Source organism: Pseudomonas sp. AC463, from assembly GCF_979253585.1.
The window spans coordinates 202,720-222,973 of sequence record NZ_CEEDDZ010000006.1; the positions used below are offsets into that span (position 1 = coordinate 202,720).

Here is a 20,254-nt window from a genome sequence, read left to right on the forward strand (position 1 = left end):
TGGCTGATCCACGGCTATCGGGGGCAAGCCCCCTCCCACACTGTTTTGTGTGTACACAAGAATTATCCACAGGAGCGTGGCAATGCGTTGGGCGACTTATTTCGCCGTGTTGGCCTCGGTACTCAGCGTCGGTCTGGCGCTGGGCGTAAGCATGCCGCTGGTGTCCCTGCGCCTCGAAAGCTGGGGGTATGGCAGTTTCGCTATCGGTGTGATGGCGGCGATGCCGGCCTTTGGGGTGCTGCTGGGTGCCAAGGTTTCCAGTCGCCTGGCCTCGTGGCTGGGCACCGCCAACCTGATGCGCCTGTGCCTGTGGGCTGGAGCGGTGTCCATCGGCCTACTGGCGATTTTGCCCAGCTACCCGGTGTGGCTGGTGCTGCGGCTGATGATCGGGGTGATCCTGACCATCGTGTTTATCCTCGGCGAAAGCTGGATCAACCAGTTGGTGGTGGAGCAATGGCGCGGACGGCTGGTGGCGCTGTATGGCTGCAGTTATGCGTTGAGCCAGCTCTCGGGCCCGCTGCTGCTGGGCTTGATCGGCACCGACCATGACTATGGTTTCTGGGTCGGGGTTGGCCTGCTGGTGATTGCGCCGTTGGCATTGCTGGGTCGTTCGGGTGCACCCACTGCCGATTCCTTCAGCGTGACCTTCGGCGACCTGTGGCGTTTCTGCCGGAGCCTGCCGGCGATTGCCTGGGCTGTGGCGCTGTTTGCCGCGTTCGAGGCGATGATTCTGACGCTGCTGCCGGTGTATTGCCTGCAACAGGGTTTTACCGCCGAGGTTGCCTTGGCGATGGTCAGTACGGTGGTGGTCGGTGATGCGCTGCTGCAATTGCCCATCGGCGCGCTGGCCGATTACCTGCCAAGGCGCACTTTGTTCCTGAGCTGTGCGGTGCTGTTGCTGGCTTCGAGCCTGGCAATTCCCTTGCTGATGCATACGCCGCTGATCTGGCCGGTGTGGGTGCTGTTCGGCGCGAGTGCCGGTGGGTTGTTTACCTTGTCGCTGATCCTGATCGGCGAGCGCTACCGCGACGATGCGCTGGTGCGCGCCAATGCCCACGTGGCTCAGCTGTGGGGTATCGGTTGTCTGATCGGCCCGCTGGTGGCCGGTGCGGGCAGCCAGTGGATCAGCGGGCATGCGCTGCCGTTGCTGATGGCGGCGGGGGCGTTGGGCCTGGTAGTGCTGTTGCTGCGCCAAGGAGCATTCGGCGCTGCCCACCCCGCCTAACCTTGAAATGCAATCAAATGTGTTTCTAAAGCATGCGTTCCAGGCCAACGCTGGTGGCAAACCAGGCATTGAACCGGCGCCACCAGCTGCCAGGCTCGCGGGTCAGTGTGTGCAACTGGCCGTTATCCTCGGTCACCCACACCACCTGGCCATCCTGCAATTTCGCCTCATAGCTCAACGCTGGCGCCATGCCTTGCAGCGCGAGGTTGCGCACGTGTTCCGCCAGCTCTGGGCTGTCCACCAGCACGCCGACTTCGGTGTTCCACAGCACCGAGCGCGGGTCGAAATTGAAGGAGCCGATAAACGACTTGGTGCGATCAAAGATCATCGCCTTGCTGTGCAGGCTGGAGTCCGAGCCCCGGAACGTGCCGCGCCGAAACAGGTGCGGACCGCTGCCCGCGCTGGGGTCGCCCGGCTGGCGGCGCAATTCGTAGAGTTTTACCCCGTGCTCCAGCAGCGCCTTGCGATACGGTGCGTAGCCGCCATGCACGGCCGGTACGTCGGTGGCTTCCAGGGAGTTGGTGAGCAGGCTTACGGAGACGCCCGCATCGGCGCGCCCGGTCAGGTACACCAGCCCCGGCTGCCCGGGTACAAAGTACGCCGAAATCATCATCAGCTCGTGGTTCACGCCCTTAAGCTCCGGCGCCAATTGGGTGGTCAGCAGCAGGTGCGGGTCCGGGTCGGCCTTGGCCAGCACCTTACTCGGCGCGTCCCACAATGCCTGGTTCCAGGCCCAGATCAGCTCGCGGCGCCAGGTGTCCATGCGCGGTTGGGTCTGGTAGGTGCGCAAGCGGTTGTACAGCGCGTGGTTCTGCTGGCGCGACTCGGCCAATGAGGCTTCCAGGCGCACGCGGGCGGCGGCCAGGTCGCCTTTGGACGGGGTGTTGGAGACAAAATCGTCGATGGGTTTGCTCAGCGCGCTGTTCCAGTACTGATCGAAACTGTGCCCGAGTTGCTCGGCCACCGGCCCCACGCTGAGCATGTCGATATCGGTGAAATTGAGATTGGGCTCGGCGTCGAAATACTCATCCCCCAGGTTACGCCCGCCGACGATGGCTACGCTGTTATCCGCCAGCCACAGCTTGTTGTGCATGCGTCGATGTTGCAGCGACAAGTCGAACAGCCGGCCCATGGCCCGCGTCACGCCGGTGCTGCGCCCCAGGTGCAGGGGGTTGAACAGGCGAATCTCGATCTTGGGGTGGGCGGCGAGGGTGGCGATGATCTGGTCGAGGCCGTCGCTGGTGGTGTCGTCCAGCAGGATGCGTACGCGCACGCCACGGTCGGCGGCCTTGAGCAGTTCGTCCACCAGCATGCGCGTGCTGATGCCGTCGTGGACGATGTAGTACTGCAGGTCGAGGCTGCTTTGGGCGTTGCGGATCAGTTCGGCGCGGGCCATGAAGGCTTCGCTGCTGTTGGGCAGCAGGCGAAAGCCCGAGCGGCCTTGATAGGGCGCGGCCTGGGCCTGGATCGAGCGGCCGAACGACGATTGCGCGGCGGGCAGGGCGTCGCTGGGGATGCGCGGTGTGCTCATCGTGGCGCAACCGCCCAGGGTCAGGGCTCCCAACAGGAAAAACGGTAAAAGCCGTCGAATCATCAAGGGAGTTGCTTCCAGATCAGGGCGGTTGTCGGCATATGACGGCAATTTCCCGCGAAAGGTCAGTCTGCCGCCTCGGCCAGCAGTTTGCTTGCGGCGGCCCCGACTTTGCGCACGGCTTCTTCTATCTGCGCGGTTGGTTTGGCAGCGTAGTTCATGCGCAAGCAGTTGCGGTACTTGCCCGAGGCCGAAAAGATACTGCCCACCGCCACCTGTACGCCTTGCTCCACCAGGATGCGATTGAGCTTGAGGGTATCGAAGCCTTCCGGCAGTTCGATCCACAGCATAAAGCTGCCTTGCGGGCGACTGGCACGGGTGCCGGCCGGGAAATAACGGCTGACCCAATCGAGCATCAAGTCGCGATTGCGCTGGTATTGGGTGCGCATCCGCCGTAAATGCGGCTCGAAATGCCCGCCCTTGAGAAATTCGGCAATCGCGATCTGTGGCTGCGTGGCGGTGGAGCCGGTGCTGATGTATTTCATGTGCAGCACCCGTTCCAGGTAGCGGCCCGGTGCGACCCAGCCAATGCGCAGGCCCGGCGCCAGGGTTTTCGAGAACGAGCTGCACAACAGCACCCGGCCATCTTCGTCGAAGGATTTGATGGTGCGCGGGCGCGGGTAGCTGTAGGCCAATTCGCCATACACATCGTCTTCGATGATCGCCACGTCAAAGCGCTGGGCCAGGGTCAGCAGGGCGCGTTTGCGCGCCTCGGGCATAATGTAGCCCAAGGGGTTGTTGCAGTTGGGGGTCAGCTGGATGACTTTGATCGGCCACTGTTCCAGCGCCAGTTCCAGAGCTTCGAGACTGATGCCGGTGATGGGGTCGGTGGGGATTTCCAAAGCCTTCATGCCCAGGCCCTTGAGGGTCTGCATGGCGCCGTGGAAGCTCGGTGAGTCCACCGCGACGATATCCCCCGGTTCGCAGATCGCATGAATGCTGGCAGACAGCGCCTCATGGCAGCCGGTGGTGACCACGATGTCTTCGGCGGTCAGCTGGCAGCCGGAATCCAGTGACAGTCGGGCAATTTGCTCACGCAGTTCCATACAGCCGAGGATATTGTCGTAATACAGCCCCGGCAGGTCCTGGCGCCGGCTGACGCGGGCGAGGCTACGCAGCAGGGGCTTGAGCGTAGGCGACAATACATCCGGCATGCCTCGACCCATCTGTATCACGTCTTTGCGCGGCACTGCGCGGATCAGCTCCAGCACCTGGTCCCACTGGGAAATTTCCACCGGGCGCTGGGCCGGGCGACCGATCTCGGGCAACGCCGGCAGCTCGCGACCGACCGGTACAAAATAACCGGACTTGGGCTTGGGCATCGCCAGGCCGTTGTCCTCCAGCAACCGATAGGCCTGCTGCACGGTGCTCAGGCTGACCCCATGTTCCACACTCAAGGCCCTTACAGAAGGCAACCGATCGCCGGGGCGATAGAAGCCCTGTTCGATGCGCGTGCCCAGTAATTCGGCGAGGTTGACGTACAGGGTCATGGCGAAGGCTCCCGGGAGACCATTACAGATACGCCGAAAATACAGGATTCAGCCGTACATAGGCAGTGTCTGTATGGATTTAATAAAGATAGGTTGGATCTGTAATGGTTTTGCCCACACGCCCACTCTAGGCACTCATGGCAACAGGCAAATGAGGGGCAGCAAAATGAACGGCATGAGCGATGTGCGGCTGATGTTACACAGTCAGGAATTGCAGGCAGGGCAGGAGCGGGCGACGGCGCCACGCGATATCAGCCGCTGGAGCCTGTTCTGGCACCGCCGTCACACGCGCAAGGCCCTGCTGAACCTGACCCGCGAGCAATTGCTTGATGTCGGCTTGACCGCCGACCAGGCGCGCCAGGAAGGTTTGAAACCGTTCTGGCGCGACTGATCAGACCAGCTCTTTGAGGCGGTGCCAAAGCATTCCCAGCGCCAGCAACGGCGAGCGCAGATGCTTGCCGCCCGGGAAGGTGATGTGCGGCACTTGGGCGAACAGGTCGAAACGCCCCTGTTGCTGGCCGCTGATGGCTTCGGCCAGCAGCTTGCCCGCCAAGTGCGTGGCGTTGAGGCCATGGCCGGCGTAGGCCTGGGCGTAATACACATTGGGGTGATCCGCCAGGCGGCCGATCTGTGGCAGGCGGTTGGCGCCGATGCCGATCATGCCGCCCCATTGGTAGTCGATTTTCACGTCGGCCAATTGCGGGAACACTTGCAGCATCTTCGGCCGCATGTAGGCGCCGATGTCCTTTGGATCTCGACCTGAATAGTGGCAGGCACCGCCGAACAGCAGGCGGCGGTCGGCCGAGAGGCGGAAGTAGTCCACCGTCACGCGCTGATCGCACACCGCCATGTTTTGCGGCAACAGGTTGGCGGCTTGCGCTTCGCTCAAGGGTTCGGTGGCGATGATGTAGCTGCCGGCGGGCAGCACCTTGCCACTCAGGTGCGGGTTCAGGCCATTCAAGTAGGCGTTGCAGGCCAGCACCAGGGTGGCGGCGCGCACGCTGCCTTGGGCGGTGTGCACCTTGACCTCGGGGCCGTAGTCGATGCGCGTCACTTCGGACTGTTCGAACAGCCGCACACCCAACTGCTGCGCGGCGGCGGCTTCGCCCAGCGCCAGGTTCAGCGGGTGCAAATGGCCCGAGCCCATGTCGATCATACCGCCCACGTAGCGTTCGGAGCCGATCACACTGCTCATCTCACCGGCTTGCAGCATCCGCACTTCATGGCGATAGCCGAGGCTGCGCAGTTCTTCCGCGTCTTCGGCCAGGCCGTGCAGGTCGCGGGGTTTGTTGGCGAGGTCGCAATAGCCCCAGGTCAGGTCGCAGGGAATCTGGTAGCGCGCGACGCGCTCGCGCACGATTTCCACGGCTTCCAGGCCCATCAGTTTCAGCTGGCGCACGCCGTCGCTGCCGATCACGTTGGTGAACTGGTCGAGGCCGTGGCCGACGCCGCGAATCAGTTGCCCGCCGTTGCGTCCACTGGCGCCCCAGGCGATTTTGCGCGCTTCCAGCAGCACCACGCTAAAGCCGCGCTCAGCCAGCTCCAAAGCAGTGTTTAGGCCCGAAAACCCACCGCCGATCACGCACACGTCGGCCACCACTTCGCCCGTCAACGCCGGGTTTTCGGGTTGCGGCACGCTGCTGGCGGCGTAGTAGGAAGCGGTGTGCCGGGCGCTGGCGGTCATGGGGAGCATCCCTGTTTGGAAAATTTGACGCAGGATACAGCGGTCGGACGAAGCTGTCTGCGCAGGGCGTTTTGCGTCAGAATCCACGCCTATTCGCGGTTGGGTATATGTGTCGATGAGTTGCAACAGTCAGAAAATCAGCGCGCTGCGCAGGCAGATTCCTTCGTTCGAGTGTGTTCCCGGTTGCCACGACTGCTGTGGGCCGGTAACCACCTCGCCCGAGGAAATGTCGCGCCTGCCGCGCAAGACCGCCGCCGAGCAGGATGCGGCCATGGATGAGCTGAACTGTGTGCACCTCGGGCCCCAAGGCTGCACGGTGTATGACGAGCGGCCGCTGATCTGCCGGCTGTTTGGCACTACCAAGACCTTGCCATGCCCGAATGGGCGGGGGCCGGTGGAACTGATTCACCCACGGGTGGAGAAGCAGATTCATGAGTACATGGCCAGTACTCGGCAGGTGCTGGTCTGACGGATGTATGCAGTCAAAATGTGGGAGGGGGCAAGCCCCTCCCACATTGACCTCATTTTGCCTGTCAGTCGGGAATCGGCAGGTTCAAGCTCTCCTTCACCTCTTCCATCACGATATAGCTCTTGGATTCGCGCACATGCGGCAGTTTGAGCAAGATGTCGCCAAGCAATTTGCGGTACGACGCCATCTCGGAAATCCGCGCTTTCACCAGGTAATCGAAGTCGCCTGACACCAGGTGACACTCCAGCACATGGGGCAGTTTCAGCACGGCGCGGCGAAATTCCTCAAAGGTGTCACCAGACTTGTAATCCAGGCTGATCTCGACAAATACCAGCAAACTCCCCTTCAAATGCTGCGGGTTCAGCCGCGCGTTGTAACCCATGATGATCCCTTCGCGCTCCAGGCGGCGTACCCGCTCGGTGCACGGCGTGGTCGACAGCCCGACCTTTTCTCCCAGCTCCGTGAACGAAATTCGCCCGTCGGCTTGCAGGATGCGCAGGATATTGCGGTCGATCTTGTCCAGCTCCCGCTTGGTCTGGGTGTTGGTACGCATAGGGGATACGCCTCTGTGAAAAGGGTTTTTGCCGAGAATTGTCGCCAAATATAGGTGCTTATATAGTGAAATGCACTGGTGATTGTTTTTTACACTGCGCACATCATTGCTCGAATAACACACGTCAGCGGCGAAGCCCGCGATGAGGATATAAAAATGCGCGTTCTGGTCTTGGGTAGCGGCGTCATTGGTGTGACCAGTGCCTACTATTTGGCTCGGGCCGGTTTTGAAGTGGTCGTGGTCGACCGTCAACCTGCCGCTGCCATGGAAACCAGCTTCGCCAACGCCGGCCAGGTCTCCCCGGGCTATGCCTCGCCCTGGGCCGCGCCGGGTGTGCCGCTCAAGGCCATCAAGTGGCTGCTGCAGCGCCACGCGCCGCTGGCGATCAAGGCCACCGCCGATATCGATCAATACCTGTGGATGGCGCAGATGCTGCGCAACTGCACCGCCAGCCGCTATGCGGTGAACAAGGAGCGCATGGTGCGGCTGTCCGAGTACAGCCGCGACTGCCTCGACGAACTGCGCGCTGAAACCGGCATTGCCTACGAAGGCCGTAGCCTGGGGACTACTCAGTTGTTCCGCACCCAGGCCCAGTTGGACGGTGCTGCCAAAGACATCGCCGTGTTGAAAGAGTCCGGCGTGCCGTTCGAACTGCTCGACCGCGCCGGCATCGCCCGCGTTGAACCGGCCCTGGCCAGCGTCACCGATATCCTCGCCGGTGCCCTGCGCCTGCCGAATGACCAGACCGGCGACTGCCAGATGTTCACCACGCGCCTGGTCGAGATGTGCAAGCAGCTGGGCGTGGAGTTCCGCTTCGACCAGGACATCCAGCGCCTCGACTACGCTGGCGATCGCGTCAACGGCGTATGGGTCGACGGCAAGCTGGAAACCGCCGACCGCTACGTGCTGGCGCTCGGCAGCTATTCGCCCAAGCTGCTCAAGCCGCTGGGGATCAAGGCGCCGGTGTACCCGCTCAAGGGCTACTCGCTGACCGTGCCGATCACCAACCCGGCGATGGCGCCCACCTCGACCATCCTCGATGAAACCTACAAGGTCGCGATCACCCGTTTCGACAACCGCATCCGCGTCGGCGGCATGGCTGAAATAGCCGGTTTTGACCTGTCGCTGAACCCGCGTCGACGTGAAACCCTGGAGATGATCGTCAACGACCTTTATCCTCAGGGCGGCGATTTGGCCGAGGCCAGTTTCTGGACCGGCCTGCGCCCGACTACACCCGACGGCACGCCGATTGTCGGTGCCACCCCGTTCAGGAACCTGTTCCTGAACACTGGCCACGGCACTCTCGGTTGGACCATGGCCTGTGGTTCCGGCCGCTTGCTGGCTGACTTGATGGCTTCGAGAACGCCGCAGATCAGCGCCGAAGGCCTCGACATTTCCCGTTATGGCAACCACCAGGAGTCCGCACGACATGTCAATCCAGCGCCAGCGCACCAATGAGCGCATGAGCCAGACCGTCGTGGCTAGATTGTCGTAAACCCAGATCCCTCTCCCGGTGCCGACGTTGTTGGTCGGTGCCGGTTTTTTCTTCACCTTGCCGCCTAGAAGCCTGCCGCCATGCGTCCTGCCCGTGCCCTGATCGACCTCCAAGCCCTGCGCCACAACTACCAATTGGCCCGTGAAGTCACGGGTGCCCGTGCCCTCGCCGTGGTCAAGGCCGACGCCTATGGCCATGGCGCCGTGCGCGTGGCCCAGGCGCTGGAAGCCGAGGCGGATGGGTTTGCGGTGGCCTGCATCGAAGAAGCATTGGAGTTGCGTGCCGCTGGCATCCGCGCGCCGGTGCTGTTGCTGGAAGGTTTTTTCGAAGCCGACGAGCTGCCACTGATCATCGAGCACGATTTGTGGTGCGTGGTGCATTCGCTGTGGCAGTTGGAGGCCATCGAACAGGCCGCGCTGAGCAAGCCGCTGACCCTCTGGCTCAAGCTCGACTCGGGCATGCACCGCGTCGGCCTGCACCCCAAGGATTACCACGAGGCGTACCAGCGCCTGCTGGCCAGCGGCAAAGTCGCCAAAATTGTGTTGATGAGCCACTTCGCCCGCGCCGATGAACTCGACTGTGTCCGCAGCAATGAGCAGGTTGCGGTGTTTGAAGCGGCGCGACAGGGCTTGGCGGCTGAAGTCAGCCTGCGTAATTCGCCGTCGGTGATGGGCTGGCCGAACGTCTCCAGCGACTGGGTGCGCCCGGGCATCATGCTCTACGGCGCCACGCCGTTTGGCGAAGACCAGGCCATCGCCGCGCGCTTGCAGCCGGTCATGACCCTGGAATCCAAAGTCATCTGCGTGCGCGAACTTCCGGCCGGCGAGCCGGTGGGCTACGGCGCCAGGTTCATCACGCCAAAACCGATGCGTATCGGCGTGGTTGCCATGGGCTATGCCGACGGCTACCCACGCCATGCGCCGACCGGCACGCCGGTGCTGGTGGCGGGCCAGCGCAGCCAATTGCTCGGGCGTGTGTCCATGGACATGTTGTGCATCGATCTTACCGACGTGCCGCAGGCCGGGCTGGGTTCCACGGTAGAGCTGTGGGGCAAAAACATTCTCGCCAGCGACATCGCGGTCGCCGCCGAAACCATTCCCTACCAGATTTTCTGCAACCTGCGCCGGGTGCCAAGGCTCTATTGCGGCGCTTGATCGCCGCGTACGAATGCAGCTGCCCGGGATTTAGGCCCAAGTGTTGTAAATACTGAACGCTGTCGCCATGATAACGCTCAATTACAACAAAGCCTGAATCCTAGGAGGCTCCTGCATTGGACGTCGGCGAACGACTGCAATCCATCCGTAAACTGAAGGGTCTTTCCCAGCGCGAGCTCGCCAAGCGCGCGGGTGTCACCAACAGCACCATTTCGATGATCGAAAAAAACAGCGTCAGCCCCTCGATCAGCTCCTTGCGCAAGGTGCTGGGCGGCATCCCCATGTCCATGGTCGAGTTCTTCTCCGAGGAGATCCTCCAGGAAATACCGACGCAGATCGTCTATAAAGCCAATGAGCTGATCGACATTTCCGACGGAGCCGTGACCATGAAACTGGTCGGCCGCGCACACCCGAGCCGGGCGATTGCGTTTCTCAACGAGATCTACCCGCCGGGCGCCGACACGGGCGAAGAAATGCTCACCCACGAAGGCGAGGAAACCGGGATTCTGGTGGAAGGTCGCCTGGAATTGGTGGTCGGTCTTGAAACTTTTGTGCTCGAAGCCGGCGATAGCTACTACTTTGAAAGCACCAAGCCGCATCGTTTTCGCAACCCGTTCGACGTGCCGGCGCGACTAATCAGCGCAGCCACACCCGCGAACTTTTAAGAAAAGAGGCGCCCTGCCAGCGTTGCAGAGGCTCCCGCAGCAGTATCCGTGAGGCTGAATCTCCCTTTATTTAATAGGGTTGTTTCGGCCCGGCGGGCTAACCGTTATACTTTCGCCGCCTGCGAAACCGTGGCCGCAGGCGTGAATAGCCACCATTGAGGGTGAACGCGTGAACCTAATTATGAAAATGCTGGCTGCACCAGCAACCGTACTGGCCCTATGGGCTGTGAGCGCACAAGCTGCGACCAATGACGATATTGCCAAGCGCCTGGAGCCGGTCGGCCAGGTCTGCGTCCAGGGCCAGGAATGCAAGGGCATGGAAGTGGCGGTCGCCGCCGGTGGAGGCGCTGCCAAGACGCCGGATGACATCATCGCCAAGCACTGCAATGCCTGCCACGGTACCGGCCTGTTGGGCGCGCCGAAAATCGGCGACACCGCCGCCTGGAAAGAACGCGCCGACCACCAGGGCGGCCTCGACGGCATCCTGGCCAAGGCGATCACCGGCATCAACGCCATGCCGCCAAAAGGCACCTGCGCCGATTGCTCGGATGATGACCTCAAAGGCGCGATCAAGAAGATGTCTGGCCTGTAACCCGCCGATCTTCGTCAAAAAAGCCGCTTGTGAGCGGCTTTTTTGTGCGTGGCATTTGGCTTTCGAGGCTGGTCAATGCAGCAAAGACCCGGCAAGCTCGGTCCAACCCCTAATCATGGAATGTTCAGGAGGGTCGGATGGTGCAGTTGTGTTCAATCGAGCAAGCAGTTGACGACGTACTGGCGCGGTTGCCGGCGCATATCCACATGGGCATGCCCCTGGGCTTGGGCAAGCCGAACCTGTTCGCCAATGCGCTGTACCGGCGCATCGCCAAGCTGCCGGAACGCGCGCTGACGATCTACACCGCCCTGAGCCTGGGCCGCCCGACTTTGGGGGACGGCTTGCAGAAGCGCTTTCTCGAACCCTTCATCGAACGCGTGTTTGGCGATTATCCCGAACTGGATTTCCTCGCCGACCTGCACAAGGACAAGCTTCCAGCGAATATCCATGTGCGGCAGTTCTTCATGCAGCCCGGCAGCCTGCTCCACAGCGAACAGGCGCAGCAGGACTACGTGAGCAGCAACTACAGCCATGCCGCCCGTGATATCAACGCTGCCGGCCTCAACCTGGTGGCGCAGCTGGTGGCCAGCAGCGCCGAACACCCGGATCGCCTGAGCCTGAGCTGCAACCCCGACATCACCCTCGACCTGCTGCCGATGATCGCCAAGCGCCGCGCCGCCGGCGAGACCATCCTGGTGGTCGGCCAGGTCCACAGCGACTTGCCCTACATGCCCGGCGACGCCGAATTGGGCATGGACGAATTCGACTACCTGCTGGATGAAAAGGACAACACCACGCTGTTCTCCACGCCGAACATGCCGGTGGGTTTCCAGGACCACTTTATCGGCCTGCATGCCAGTACCCTGGTGCGCGATGGCGGCACCTTGCAGATCGGCATCGGCTCCATGGGCGATGCGCTGACCGCCGCGCTCCTGGCGCGCCAGGCCGACAACGAAGCCTATCGCCTGCTGCTCACCGACCTGGATGTGTACCAGTGGGCGCCGTTGATCAGCCGTGAAGGCGGGGTCGAGCCCTTCGCCCGTGGCCTCTACGGCTGCAGCGAAATGTTCGTCAACGGCCTGCTGGTGCTGGCGGACGCCGGCATTATTCGGCGCAAGGTCTACCCGGATGTGGCGACCCAGGAGCAGGCCAACGCCGGTCTGATCGACGATGCCGCGCAGGCCGATGGCATTTCGATCCACGGCGGTTTCTTCCTTGGGCCGCGCAGTTTTTACCAGCGCCTGCAGGAAATGACCCACGCCAAACGCCTCGAATTCAACATGACCCGCATCAGCTACATCAACGAGCTGTATGGCCAAGAGGAACTTAAGCGCCTGCAACGCCTGGATGCGCGCTTTATCAACAGCGCGATCATGGTCACGCTGCTCGGCGCCGGCGTGGCCGACCAGTTGGAAGGCGGTGGTGTGCTCAGCGGCGTGGGTGGGCAATACAACTTCGTGGCCCAGGGGCACGCGCTGGAAGGCGCGCGCTCGGTGCTGATTTTGCGCAGCTGGCGCGAGGCGGCGGGGGAGGTCAGCTCGAATATCGTCTGGGAGTATGGCCACTGCACCATTCCGCGTCACCTGCGCGATATCGTCATTACCGAGTACGGCATTGCCGACCTGCGCGGTCAGACGGATGCCAAGGTGATCGAGGCATTGCTCAACATCACTGACTCACGCTTCCAGGCTGACTTGATCGAACAGGCGCAAAAGGCCGGCAAGCTGGCCAAGGATTTCGTGCTGGATCCGCGTTTTGCCGATAACACCCCGGAACGGCTCAAGGGTATTCAGGCGCGACATCGTCGGCTGTTTCCGGAGTATCCGTTGGGCAGTGACTTTACCGATGAGGAGCGGGATTTGTTGCGGGCGTTGAACTGGCTCAAGAGCAAATTCAAGCTGACGGAGATTCTGGAACTGGGCAAGGCGGCGCTGGATGCACCGGAACCGGAGGCGTTTCCAGAGCATTTGAAGCGGATGCGGTTGGGTCAGCCGGAGGGGCTGAAAGAAGACCTCTACCAGCGTCTGCTGCTCGCCGGCCTCCAGGCCACCGCACACTAACAAGCAACACAGGGCAAATGTGGGAGGGGGCAAGCCCCCTCCCACATTTTTGAACAGTGTTGGCTTAGATGAAGGTGACGACGCCACCTTCCAGCGACTTCACGCGCGCCAGCGACTCCACCCGATAACCCTGCGCATCCAGCTCCGCACGCCCACCCTGGAACGACTTCTCGATCACAATCCCCAAACCGGCAACGGTCGCGCCAGCCTGCTTGATGATCGAGATCAGCGCCTGGGACGCCTTGCCGTTGGCCAAAAAGTCATCGATCACCAGCACGCGGTCGCTGCTGGTCAGGTGGCGTGGGGAGATCGCCACGGTGCTTTCGGTTTTCTTGGTGAACGAATACACGGTCGCCGACAGCAAGTTTTCGGTCAGGGTCAGGGACTGCTGCTTGCGCGCAAAAATCACCGGTACGCCCAGGTTCAGGCCGGTCATGATTGCCGGCGCGATGCCCGAGGCCTCGATGGTGACGATCTTGGTGATGCCCGAGTCCTTGAACAGCGCGGCGAATTCGTCGCCGATCAGCTTCATCAGCGCCGGGTCGATCTGGTGGTTCAAAAAGGCGTCGACCTTGAGTACCTGATCGGAAAGCACGATGCCTTCTTCGCGAATTTTCTTGTGCAGTGCTTCCACGGAAAGCTTCCTCTGTTGGCGCAACAGGCGCCGAAAGTAGATTAAAAAGTAGTCGATTCTAGCGCTTTAACATCGCGCGTATATCCGCCAGGGCGGTGTTGCCGCGAACGGCCTTCACCTCGGTCGGGGTGTCGTCATTGCCTTCCCAGGCCAGGTCATCCGGCGGCAGCTCGTCGAGGAACCGGCTGGGGGCACAATCGATAATTTCACCGTATTGCTTGCGCTTGGCGGCAAAGGTGAACGCCAGGGTCTGACGCGCGCGGGTAATGCCCACGTAGGCCAGGCGGCGTTCTTCCTCGATGGTGTCGGCCTCGATGCTGGAGCGGTGCGGGAGGATTTCCTCTTCCATGCCCATGATGAATACGTAGGGAAATTCCAGGCCCTTGGACGCATGCAAGGTCATCATCTGCACACCTTCGGCGCCGTCTTCCTCTTCCTGCTGGCGTTCGAGCATGTCGCGCAGCACCAGCTTGCCGATGGCGTCTTCGACGGTCATGTCGCCGTCTTCGTCTTTTTCCAGGGTGTTCTTCAGCGCTTCGATCAGGAACCAGACGTTGCTCATGCGGTAATCCGCCGCCTTGTCGCTGGAGCTGTTGGTGCGCAGCCAGTTTTCGTAGTCGATGTCCATGACCATGCTGCGCAGGGCGCTGATCGGGTCTTCGCCGGCGCACTGCTCGCGCACCTTGTCCATGAAGCGCTTGAAGCGCGACAGGCGATCGGTGAAGCGTGTGTCGAGGTGCTCGCCCAGGCCGATTTCATCGGTGGCGGCGTACATCGAGATCTTGCGCTCGGTGGCGTAGTTGCCGAGTTTTTCCAGGGTCGTGGAGCCGATTTCCCGGCGTGGCACGTTGATCACGCGCAGGAAGGCGTTGTCGTCATCCGGGTTCACGATCAGCCGGAAGTAAGCCATCAGGTCTTTCACTTCCTGGCGTCCGAAAAAGCTGTTGCCGCCCGACAAGCGATAGGGAATCTGGTGGTGCTGCAACTTCAGCTCGATCAGCTTGGCCTGGTAGTTGCCGCGATACAGGATCGCAAAGTCGCTGTAGGGCCGGTCGGTGCGCAGGTGCAGGGTGAGCAGTTCAACGGCCACGCGCTCGGCTTCGGCGTCTTCGTTGCGGCAGCGGATCACGCGGATCTCGTCGCCGTGGCCCATCTCGCTCCAGAGCTGTTTTTCAAACTCGTGGGGGTTGTTCGAGATCAGCACGTTGGCGCAGCGCAGGATGCGGCTGGTGGAGCGGTAGTTCTGCTCCAGCATCACCACTTTCAAGGACGGGTAGTCGACCTTGAGCAGCATCAGGTTTTCCGGGCGGGCGCCGCGCCAGGCGTAGATCGACTGGTCATCGTCGCCCACCACGGTGAACTGGTTGCGCTTGCCGATCAGCAACTTCACCAGCAGGTATTGGCTGGCGTTGGTGTCCTGGTATTCGTCCACCAGCAGGTAGCGCACCTTGTTCTGCCACTTTTCGAGGATGTCGGCGTGTTCCTGGAACAGTTTGACCGGCTGCAGGATCAGGTCGTCGAAGTCCACCGCGTTGAACGCCTTGAGCGTGCGCTGGTAGTGGGTGTAGACGATGGCGGCGGTCTGCTCCTTGGGGTTGCGCGCGGTTTCCAGGGCTTCGGCGGGCAGGATCAGGTCGTTTTTCCAGGCGCCGATCATGTTCTTGATCTCATCCACGCCGTCGTCGCCTGCGTATTCCTTTTGCATGATGTCGGTCATCAAGGCCTTGACGTCGGTTTCATCGAAGATCGAGAAACCCGGCTTGTAGCCCAGCCGCGCATGCTCCTTGCGGATGATGTTGAGCCCCAGGTTGTGGAACGTGCACACCGTGAGGCCACGGCCTTCGCCACCCTTGAGCAGGGTGCCGACGCGCTCTTTCATCTCGCGCGCGGCCTTGTTGGTAAAGGTCATGGCGACGATGTACTGGGCACGGATGCCGCAGCTCTGGATCAGGTGCGCGATCTTGCGGGTGATCACGCTGGTCTTGCCGGAACCGGCACCGGCGAGCACCAATAGAGGGCCGCCGACGTAGTTCACGGCTTCTTGCTGCCGGGGATTGAGTCGGGACATACGGAATTCGGGGAGTCGTTGTTCAAAAGGGCGGGCATTTTAACAGGCTGGCAGGATTCTGCTCTGTCAGAACGACAGTGTGACGTACCACTCGATCTAAATTTGCCGGTTTTGCTACTTTGCCGCAGGATGTCGGGGTTATTTGCGACTAATGTTTACACTTTGCGTATTTGATAACCCCTATCATTGGTGATTATCAGGCCGCACGTCATAATGCCCGCCGCCAACGAAATCTTGCAGAGTCTAGGGAGCTAGCTTGTCTACGCCTGTCGAACCCTTGCGTTTGCTGCTACTGGCCGATATGCCTGAGTGGGCAGCGTTGTTGCGCGAGTGCCTGGCGCCGATGGGCGATGGGGCTGTGCTGATCAGCGCGCCCAACTGGGACTCCGTGAGTCGTCTGTTCGATGACGACCATAGCGCCGTGCTGTTGACCACGCCCAACCTGCAACCCGGCCCTGGCCGCTGCAGCCTGCCGTGCGTGTTGCTGCTGGAACAGGAGCCGCTGGTTGCGCCGCTGGGCGTCAGCGATTGGCTGGTACGTGATGCAATGGACGCCGATACCCTGCGCCGTTGCCTGCGCCATGTGCGCGAACGCGGCCTGCTGGAAAACACCCTGCAACGCCTGGCCGAGCAAGACCCGCTCACCGGCATCGCCAACCGTCAGGGTTTCCAGACCTTGCTGGCGGCGCGGCTGGCCGAGAATGAGGGCCGCGGCCTGGCCCTCGGCCACTTGGACCTCGACAACTTTCGCCATGCCAACGACGCCCTCGGCCATCAGGCCGGCGACCGGCTGATCCTGCAAGTGGTCTCGCGGCTCAAGAGCCAGCTCGAGGCCGGCGACCAACTGGCGCGCCTGGGCAGCGACGAATTCGCCCTGCTGATCGACACCCGCCGCGCACCTCAACGCGCCGAGTGGATGGCCGAGCGCATCACCGAAGTCATGGCCGAACCCTACTGGGTCGACGGCGAAAGCCTGCTGATCGGCTGCAGCCTGGGCGTGGCACATGCCCGCGCCCGCGCCGGTGCGGACCCGCTGATGTGGCACGCGCATATCGCCATGCAGCAGGCCAAGAGCACTCAGGGCTGCACCTTTCATATCTTCAACGAGCGCATCAACCGCAACGCCCGCAGCCTGGCCGATCTGGAAACCGAACTGCGCCGTGCCTTGCGTCGCGACGAGCTGGAGCTGCATTACCAGCCGCGCCTGGACCTGGATGACGGGCATATCGTCGGCCTCGAAGCCCTGGTGCGCTGGCGTCACGGCGAGCGTGGCCTGTTGCCGCCCAGCGAGTTCGTGCCCCTGGCCGAGCAGAGTGGCTTGATCGTGCCGCTGGGTTACTGGGTAATTTCCCGGGCCCTGCGTGACATGCAAGACCTGCGCGAACGCGGCCTGCCGCCGTTGCACATGGCGGTCAACCTGTCGTTCCGCCAGTTTCAGGACAGTCAGTTGCTGTCCACGCTCAGTCGGCTGATTACCGAGCGTGGCGTGGAAGCGCAGTGGCTGGAATTCGAACTTACCGAAACCGCCGTGATGCGCCGCAGTGACCTGGTCAAGCAGACCATGGACGCGCTTGGCCGCCTGGGTGTGCGGTTTTCCCTGGATGATTTCGGCACCGGTTTCTCATCGTTCGTGCACCTCAACAGCCTGCCGATTGCCTTGCTCAAGATCGACAAGAGCTTTGTCGGCGGCATGGAAGAACGTGAGGAGAACCGCAAGCTGGTGCACGCAATGATCAACCTGGCTCACAACCTCAATTTGGAGGTTGTGGCTGAAGGCGTGGAAACCCCGGAGCAGTTGGCCTTGCTGAGATTGTTTGGCTGCGACCAGGCCCAGGGGTATCTGATCAGCAAGCCATTGCCGCTGCCGGAGCTGGTGGAATACCTGACATTCGGCAAAAGCCAGCAGGTGCTGTTGGGCTGACTTGCAAACTCAAGCAAATGTGGGAGGGGGCTTGCCCCCCGATAGCGGTGTATCAGTCACCTAATGTGTTGGCTGATCCACTGCAATCGGGGGCAAGCCCCCTCCCACATTGCCCACCTACATCCTCTAGTCAGGTTGCATGGCTTGGAATTTCGCGTGTACTTCCGGCTCCTGCCGAATCATCCGCTTCATCTTCGCCTCAAACGCCCACGTCAGGCTCACCGCCGCACAGGCCAGGCCCAGCGCCAACCCCCACCAAACGCCGGTCGGGCCCCAGCCCAGGGTGAACGCCATCAACCAGGCCGATGGCGCACCAATCAACCAATAGCAACCAAGCCCGACCAGAAAGGTAGTCTTGGCATCCTTGAGCCCGCGGATGCAGCCCATGGCGATGGTCTGCACGCCGTCGAACAGCTCGAACCAGGCGGCGACAGCCAGCAGGCTCACGGCCAGCACGATCACGTCGTGGAATGCCGGGTCGTCATGGTCGAGGAACAGCCCGATCAGCGGGTCGGAAAACAGCCACAGCACCACGGCAAATCCCAACATCACCGACGCACCAAATCCAATCCCTACACGCCCCGCCATGCGCGCCTGCAACAGCTGCCCGGCGCCGTAGTGCTGGCCGATACGCATGGTCACCGCGTAGGACATCCCCGCCGGCACCATAAACGCCACCGAGACGATTTGCAGGGCGATCTGATGCGCCGCCAATTGCGTACTGCCCATGGTGCCCATGCACAGCGCCGCGAAGGCAAACAGCCCGACCTCCACCGCATAGGTGCCGCCAATCGGCAGGCCCAGGCGCCACAACTCGCGCAGGTACTGGGTGTTGAGGCGCAGCAGGCCGGTGCTCAGCGGGTAGGCGGCATAGGCACGGTTGCTGCGGATGTACCACATCAGCGCCAGCGCCATGCCATTGGCGACGATGGCCGTGACCAGGCCGATGCCCATCAGGCCGAGTTTCGGCAGGCCGAACATGCCTTCGATCAGCGCGTGGTTGAGCAGGTAATTCAACACCGTGCCGCCGAGGCTGATCACCATCACCGGCGTGGCTTTGCCGATAGCGCTGGTGAACCCCCGCAGCGCCATGAAACTCAGGTAACCGGGCAGGGCGAACGGCAGCATCGTCAGGAATTGCCCGGCCGAGTGCACGTTGGTTTCGGTCTGGCCGAACATCAGCAGCACCGGCTTGAGGTTCCACAGCAGCAGGGCTGCCGCCAAAGCCATCAACCAGGCCAGCCACAGCCCGGCCTGGGTCAGGCGGGTGGCGCCTTCGATATCGCCGGCGCCGTGACGGATGGCCACCAAGGTGCCCACGGCGGCAATCACGCCGATGCAAAAGATCGACACAAATGAATAACTCGCCGCGCCCAGGCCACCGCCGGCCAGGGCCTCGGGGCTCAGGCGGGCCATCATCAGCGTGTCGGTCAGCACCATCAGCATGTGCGCCAACTGTGAGGCAATCAACGGCCCCGACAGCCGCAGAATGGCCCAGAGTTCGGTACGTGCCGGATGCTGCATGATCATCACACTCGAAAAGTCAGAGGGTTGGAAGAGGGTTGATTCTCGGCGCTCTGCGCCCATTGCACAAAGGGATAAAAGCGATCGTTCGCATGATTAAAACTCATGCCTGGTTGATTCTGGTAGGGTTTCGAAATTGCGCTGTCGGAGCTTTCCCATGTCCCGTCGTCTTCCTCCGCTGTATGCCCTGCGTGCTTTTGAAGCCGCTTCGCGGCATAACTCGTTCACCCGCGCGGCCGATGAGTTGTCGATTACCCAGAGTGCGGTGAGCCGGCATATCCGCACCCTCGAAGAGCATTTCGCCTGCCGCCTGTTCCAGCGCAGCGGGCGTAACCTGCAACTCACCGAGGCTGCGCGCCTGCTGTTGCCCGGCGTGCGCGAAGGCTTCGCCGCGTTGGAGCGGGCCTGCCATACCCTGAACGCCGAGGATGACATCCTGCGCATGAAGGCGCCGTCGACCCTGACCATGCGCTGGCTGTTGGCGCGGCTGAGTCGTTTCCGCGCATTGCAGCCGGGCAATGAGGTGCAACTGACCAGCGCCTGGATGAACGTGGATGAAGTGGACTTCAATCAGGAGCCGTTCGACTGCGCCGTGCTGCTGAGCTACGGGCATTTTCCGGCGGACTGGGAGGCCAGCTATCTGTTCCCCGAATTGCTGATCCCGGTCGGCGCCCCAAACCTGCTGGACGATGGGCCGTGGGACGCCGAGCGCCTGGCCACCGCCGAGTTGCTGCACCCGACGCCCGACCGGCGCGACTGGCGCAATTGGCTGGAGCGCATGGGGCTCTCATCCCAGGTGTCGCTCAAGGGCGGGCAGGTGTTCGATACCCTCGAACTGGGCATGATCGCGGCCGCGCGGGGGTATGGCGTGTCCATGGGCGATTTGCTGATGGTGGCCGAAGACGTCGCCCAAGGGCGGCTGAGCCTGCCGTGGCCGACGGCGGTGGCCAGTCGGGAAAACTATTACCTGGTGTGGCCAAAAACCCGTCCCGGTGGTGAGCGCTTGCGGCGCCTGGCGGATTTTCTCCAGAGCGAAGTGCAGGCCATGGTTTTACCGGCGGTAGAGCGCCTCGACTGAGTGTTTGCAGGCCGTTCATGCAATCGTTTGCGTGATACCCGTACGTTTCGC

Annotated in this window: 17 protein-coding genes; 10 read left to right on the forward strand and 7 right to left on the reverse strand. The window is 62.1% G+C overall.

The window, feature by feature from the left end:
* Positions 1–82: 82 nt before the first annotated feature.
* Positions 83–1,225 (forward strand): MFS transporter, encoded by a 1,143-nt coding sequence (locus AC0IYH_RS09650; protein WP_471834038.1) that lies wholly within the window; start codon positions 83–85, stop codon positions 1,223–1,225.
* A gap of 25 nt (positions 1,226–1,250) precedes the next feature.
* Here the strand turns inward: AC0IYH_RS09650 and AC0IYH_RS09655 are convergent, their stop codons facing one another.
* Both AC0IYH_RS09655 and AC0IYH_RS09660 read right to left on the reverse strand, forming a co-directional pair.
* The gene (locus tag AC0IYH_RS09655) at positions 1,251–2,819 is read right to left on the reverse strand and encodes a phospholipase D family protein (RefSeq protein WP_471834040.1); all 1,569 of its coding nucleotides are present in this window, start codon (positions 2,817–2,819) and stop codon (positions 1,251–1,253) included.
* A gap of 62 nt (positions 2,820–2,881) precedes the next feature.
* Positions 2,882–4,306 carry an aminotransferase-like domain-containing protein gene (locus AC0IYH_RS09660; RefSeq protein ID WP_122774528.1) on the reverse strand — a complete coding sequence of 475 codons (1,425 nt, stop codon included), beginning with the start codon at positions 4,304–4,306 and terminating at the stop codon, positions 2,882–2,884.
* 166 nt (positions 4,307–4,472) lie between these two features.
* Here AC0IYH_RS09660 and AC0IYH_RS09665 point away from each other — a divergent pair, with 166 nt between their 5' ends.
* Entirely contained in the window at positions 4,473–4,697 is a 225-nt protein-coding gene (locus tag AC0IYH_RS09665; RefSeq protein WP_116626983.1) for a DUF1127 domain-containing protein, read from the forward strand.
* Here AC0IYH_RS09665 and AC0IYH_RS09670 read toward each other — a convergent pair whose 3' ends face one another.
* The gene (locus AC0IYH_RS09670) at positions 4,698–5,990 is read right to left on the reverse strand and encodes an NAD(P)/FAD-dependent oxidoreductase (protein ID WP_471834042.1); all 1,293 of its coding nucleotides are present in this window, start codon (positions 5,988–5,990) and stop codon (positions 4,698–4,700) included.
* Between the two features lie 115 nt (positions 5,991–6,105).
* Here AC0IYH_RS09670 and AC0IYH_RS09675 point away from each other — a divergent pair, with 115 nt between their 5' ends.
* Positions 6,106–6,459, forward strand: a complete 354-nt coding sequence (locus AC0IYH_RS09675; protein WP_122675324.1) for a YkgJ family cysteine cluster protein — start codon at positions 6,106–6,108, stop codon at positions 6,457–6,459.
* A gap of 64 nt (positions 6,460–6,523) precedes the next feature.
* Here AC0IYH_RS09675 and AC0IYH_RS09680 read toward each other — a convergent pair whose 3' ends face one another.
* On the reverse strand, positions 6,524–7,012 hold the full coding sequence (locus AC0IYH_RS09680; RefSeq protein ID WP_003206849.1) for an Lrp/AsnC ligand binding domain-containing protein: 489 nt from the start codon (positions 7,010–7,012) through the stop codon (positions 6,524–6,526).
* Positions 7,013–7,168: 156 nt separating this feature from the next.
* Here AC0IYH_RS09680 and dadA point away from each other — a divergent pair, with 156 nt between their 5' ends.
* From dadA to AC0IYH_RS09705, 5 genes are all read left to right on the forward strand, one after another.
* On the forward strand, positions 7,169–8,470 hold the full coding sequence (gene dadA / locus AC0IYH_RS09685; protein WP_471834044.1) for a D-amino acid dehydrogenase: 1,302 nt from the start codon (positions 7,169–7,171) through the stop codon (positions 8,468–8,470).
* 117 nt (positions 8,471–8,587) lie between these two features.
* Positions 8,588–9,661 carry an alanine racemase gene (alr, locus tag AC0IYH_RS09690; protein WP_471834046.1) on the forward strand — a complete coding sequence of 358 codons (1,074 nt, stop codon included), beginning with the start codon at positions 8,588–8,590 and terminating at the stop codon, positions 9,659–9,661.
* Between the two features lie 116 nt (positions 9,662–9,777).
* A complete protein-coding gene (locus AC0IYH_RS09695; RefSeq protein ID WP_003176893.1) occupies positions 9,778–10,326 on the forward strand; it encodes a cupin domain-containing protein in 549 nt (182 codons plus the stop codon).
* 181 nt (positions 10,327–10,507) lie between these two features.
* Entirely contained in the window at positions 10,508–10,918 is a 411-nt protein-coding gene (locus AC0IYH_RS09700; protein WP_043293857.1) for a c-type cytochrome, read from the forward strand.
* Between the two features lie 137 nt (positions 10,919–11,055).
* A complete protein-coding gene (locus tag AC0IYH_RS09705) occupies positions 11,056–12,978 on the forward strand; it encodes an acetyl-CoA hydrolase/transferase C-terminal domain-containing protein (protein WP_471834048.1) in 1,923 nt (640 codons plus the stop codon).
* 64 nt (positions 12,979–13,042) lie between these two features.
* On the opposite strand, the gene AC0IYH_RS09710 is transcribed toward AC0IYH_RS09705, so the two are convergent.
* Together AC0IYH_RS09710 and rep are read right to left on the reverse strand one after the other, a co-directional pair.
* Entirely contained in the window at positions 13,043–13,612 is a 570-nt protein-coding gene (locus AC0IYH_RS09710) for a xanthine phosphoribosyltransferase (protein WP_122759218.1), read from the reverse strand.
* A gap of 58 nt (positions 13,613–13,670) precedes the next feature.
* Complete coding sequence (gene rep / locus AC0IYH_RS09715; RefSeq protein WP_116626977.1) at positions 13,671–15,680, reverse strand: DNA helicase Rep; 2,010 nt, start codon at positions 15,678–15,680, stop codon at positions 13,671–13,673.
* A gap of 256 nt (positions 15,681–15,936) precedes the next feature.
* Here rep and AC0IYH_RS09720 point away from each other — a divergent pair, with 256 nt between their 5' ends.
* On the forward strand, positions 15,937–17,601 hold the full coding sequence (locus AC0IYH_RS09720) for a bifunctional diguanylate cyclase/phosphodiesterase (RefSeq protein ID WP_116626976.1): 1,665 nt from the start codon (positions 15,937–15,939) through the stop codon (positions 17,599–17,601).
* Positions 17,602–17,727: 126 nt separating this feature from the next.
* Here the strand turns inward: AC0IYH_RS09720 and AC0IYH_RS09725 are convergent, their stop codons facing one another.
* Positions 17,728–19,131 carry a NorM family multidrug efflux MATE transporter gene (locus AC0IYH_RS09725; protein WP_116626975.1) on the reverse strand — a complete coding sequence of 468 codons (1,404 nt, stop codon included), beginning with the start codon at positions 19,129–19,131 and terminating at the stop codon, positions 17,728–17,730.
* Between the two features lie 151 nt (positions 19,132–19,282).
* Between AC0IYH_RS09725 and AC0IYH_RS09730 the strand changes: the two genes are divergently transcribed.
* Complete coding sequence (locus AC0IYH_RS09730) at positions 19,283–20,203, forward strand: LysR substrate-binding domain-containing protein (RefSeq protein WP_116626974.1); 921 nt, start codon at positions 19,283–19,285, stop codon at positions 20,201–20,203.
* The last annotated feature ends 51 nt before the right edge of the window (positions 20,204–20,254 follow it).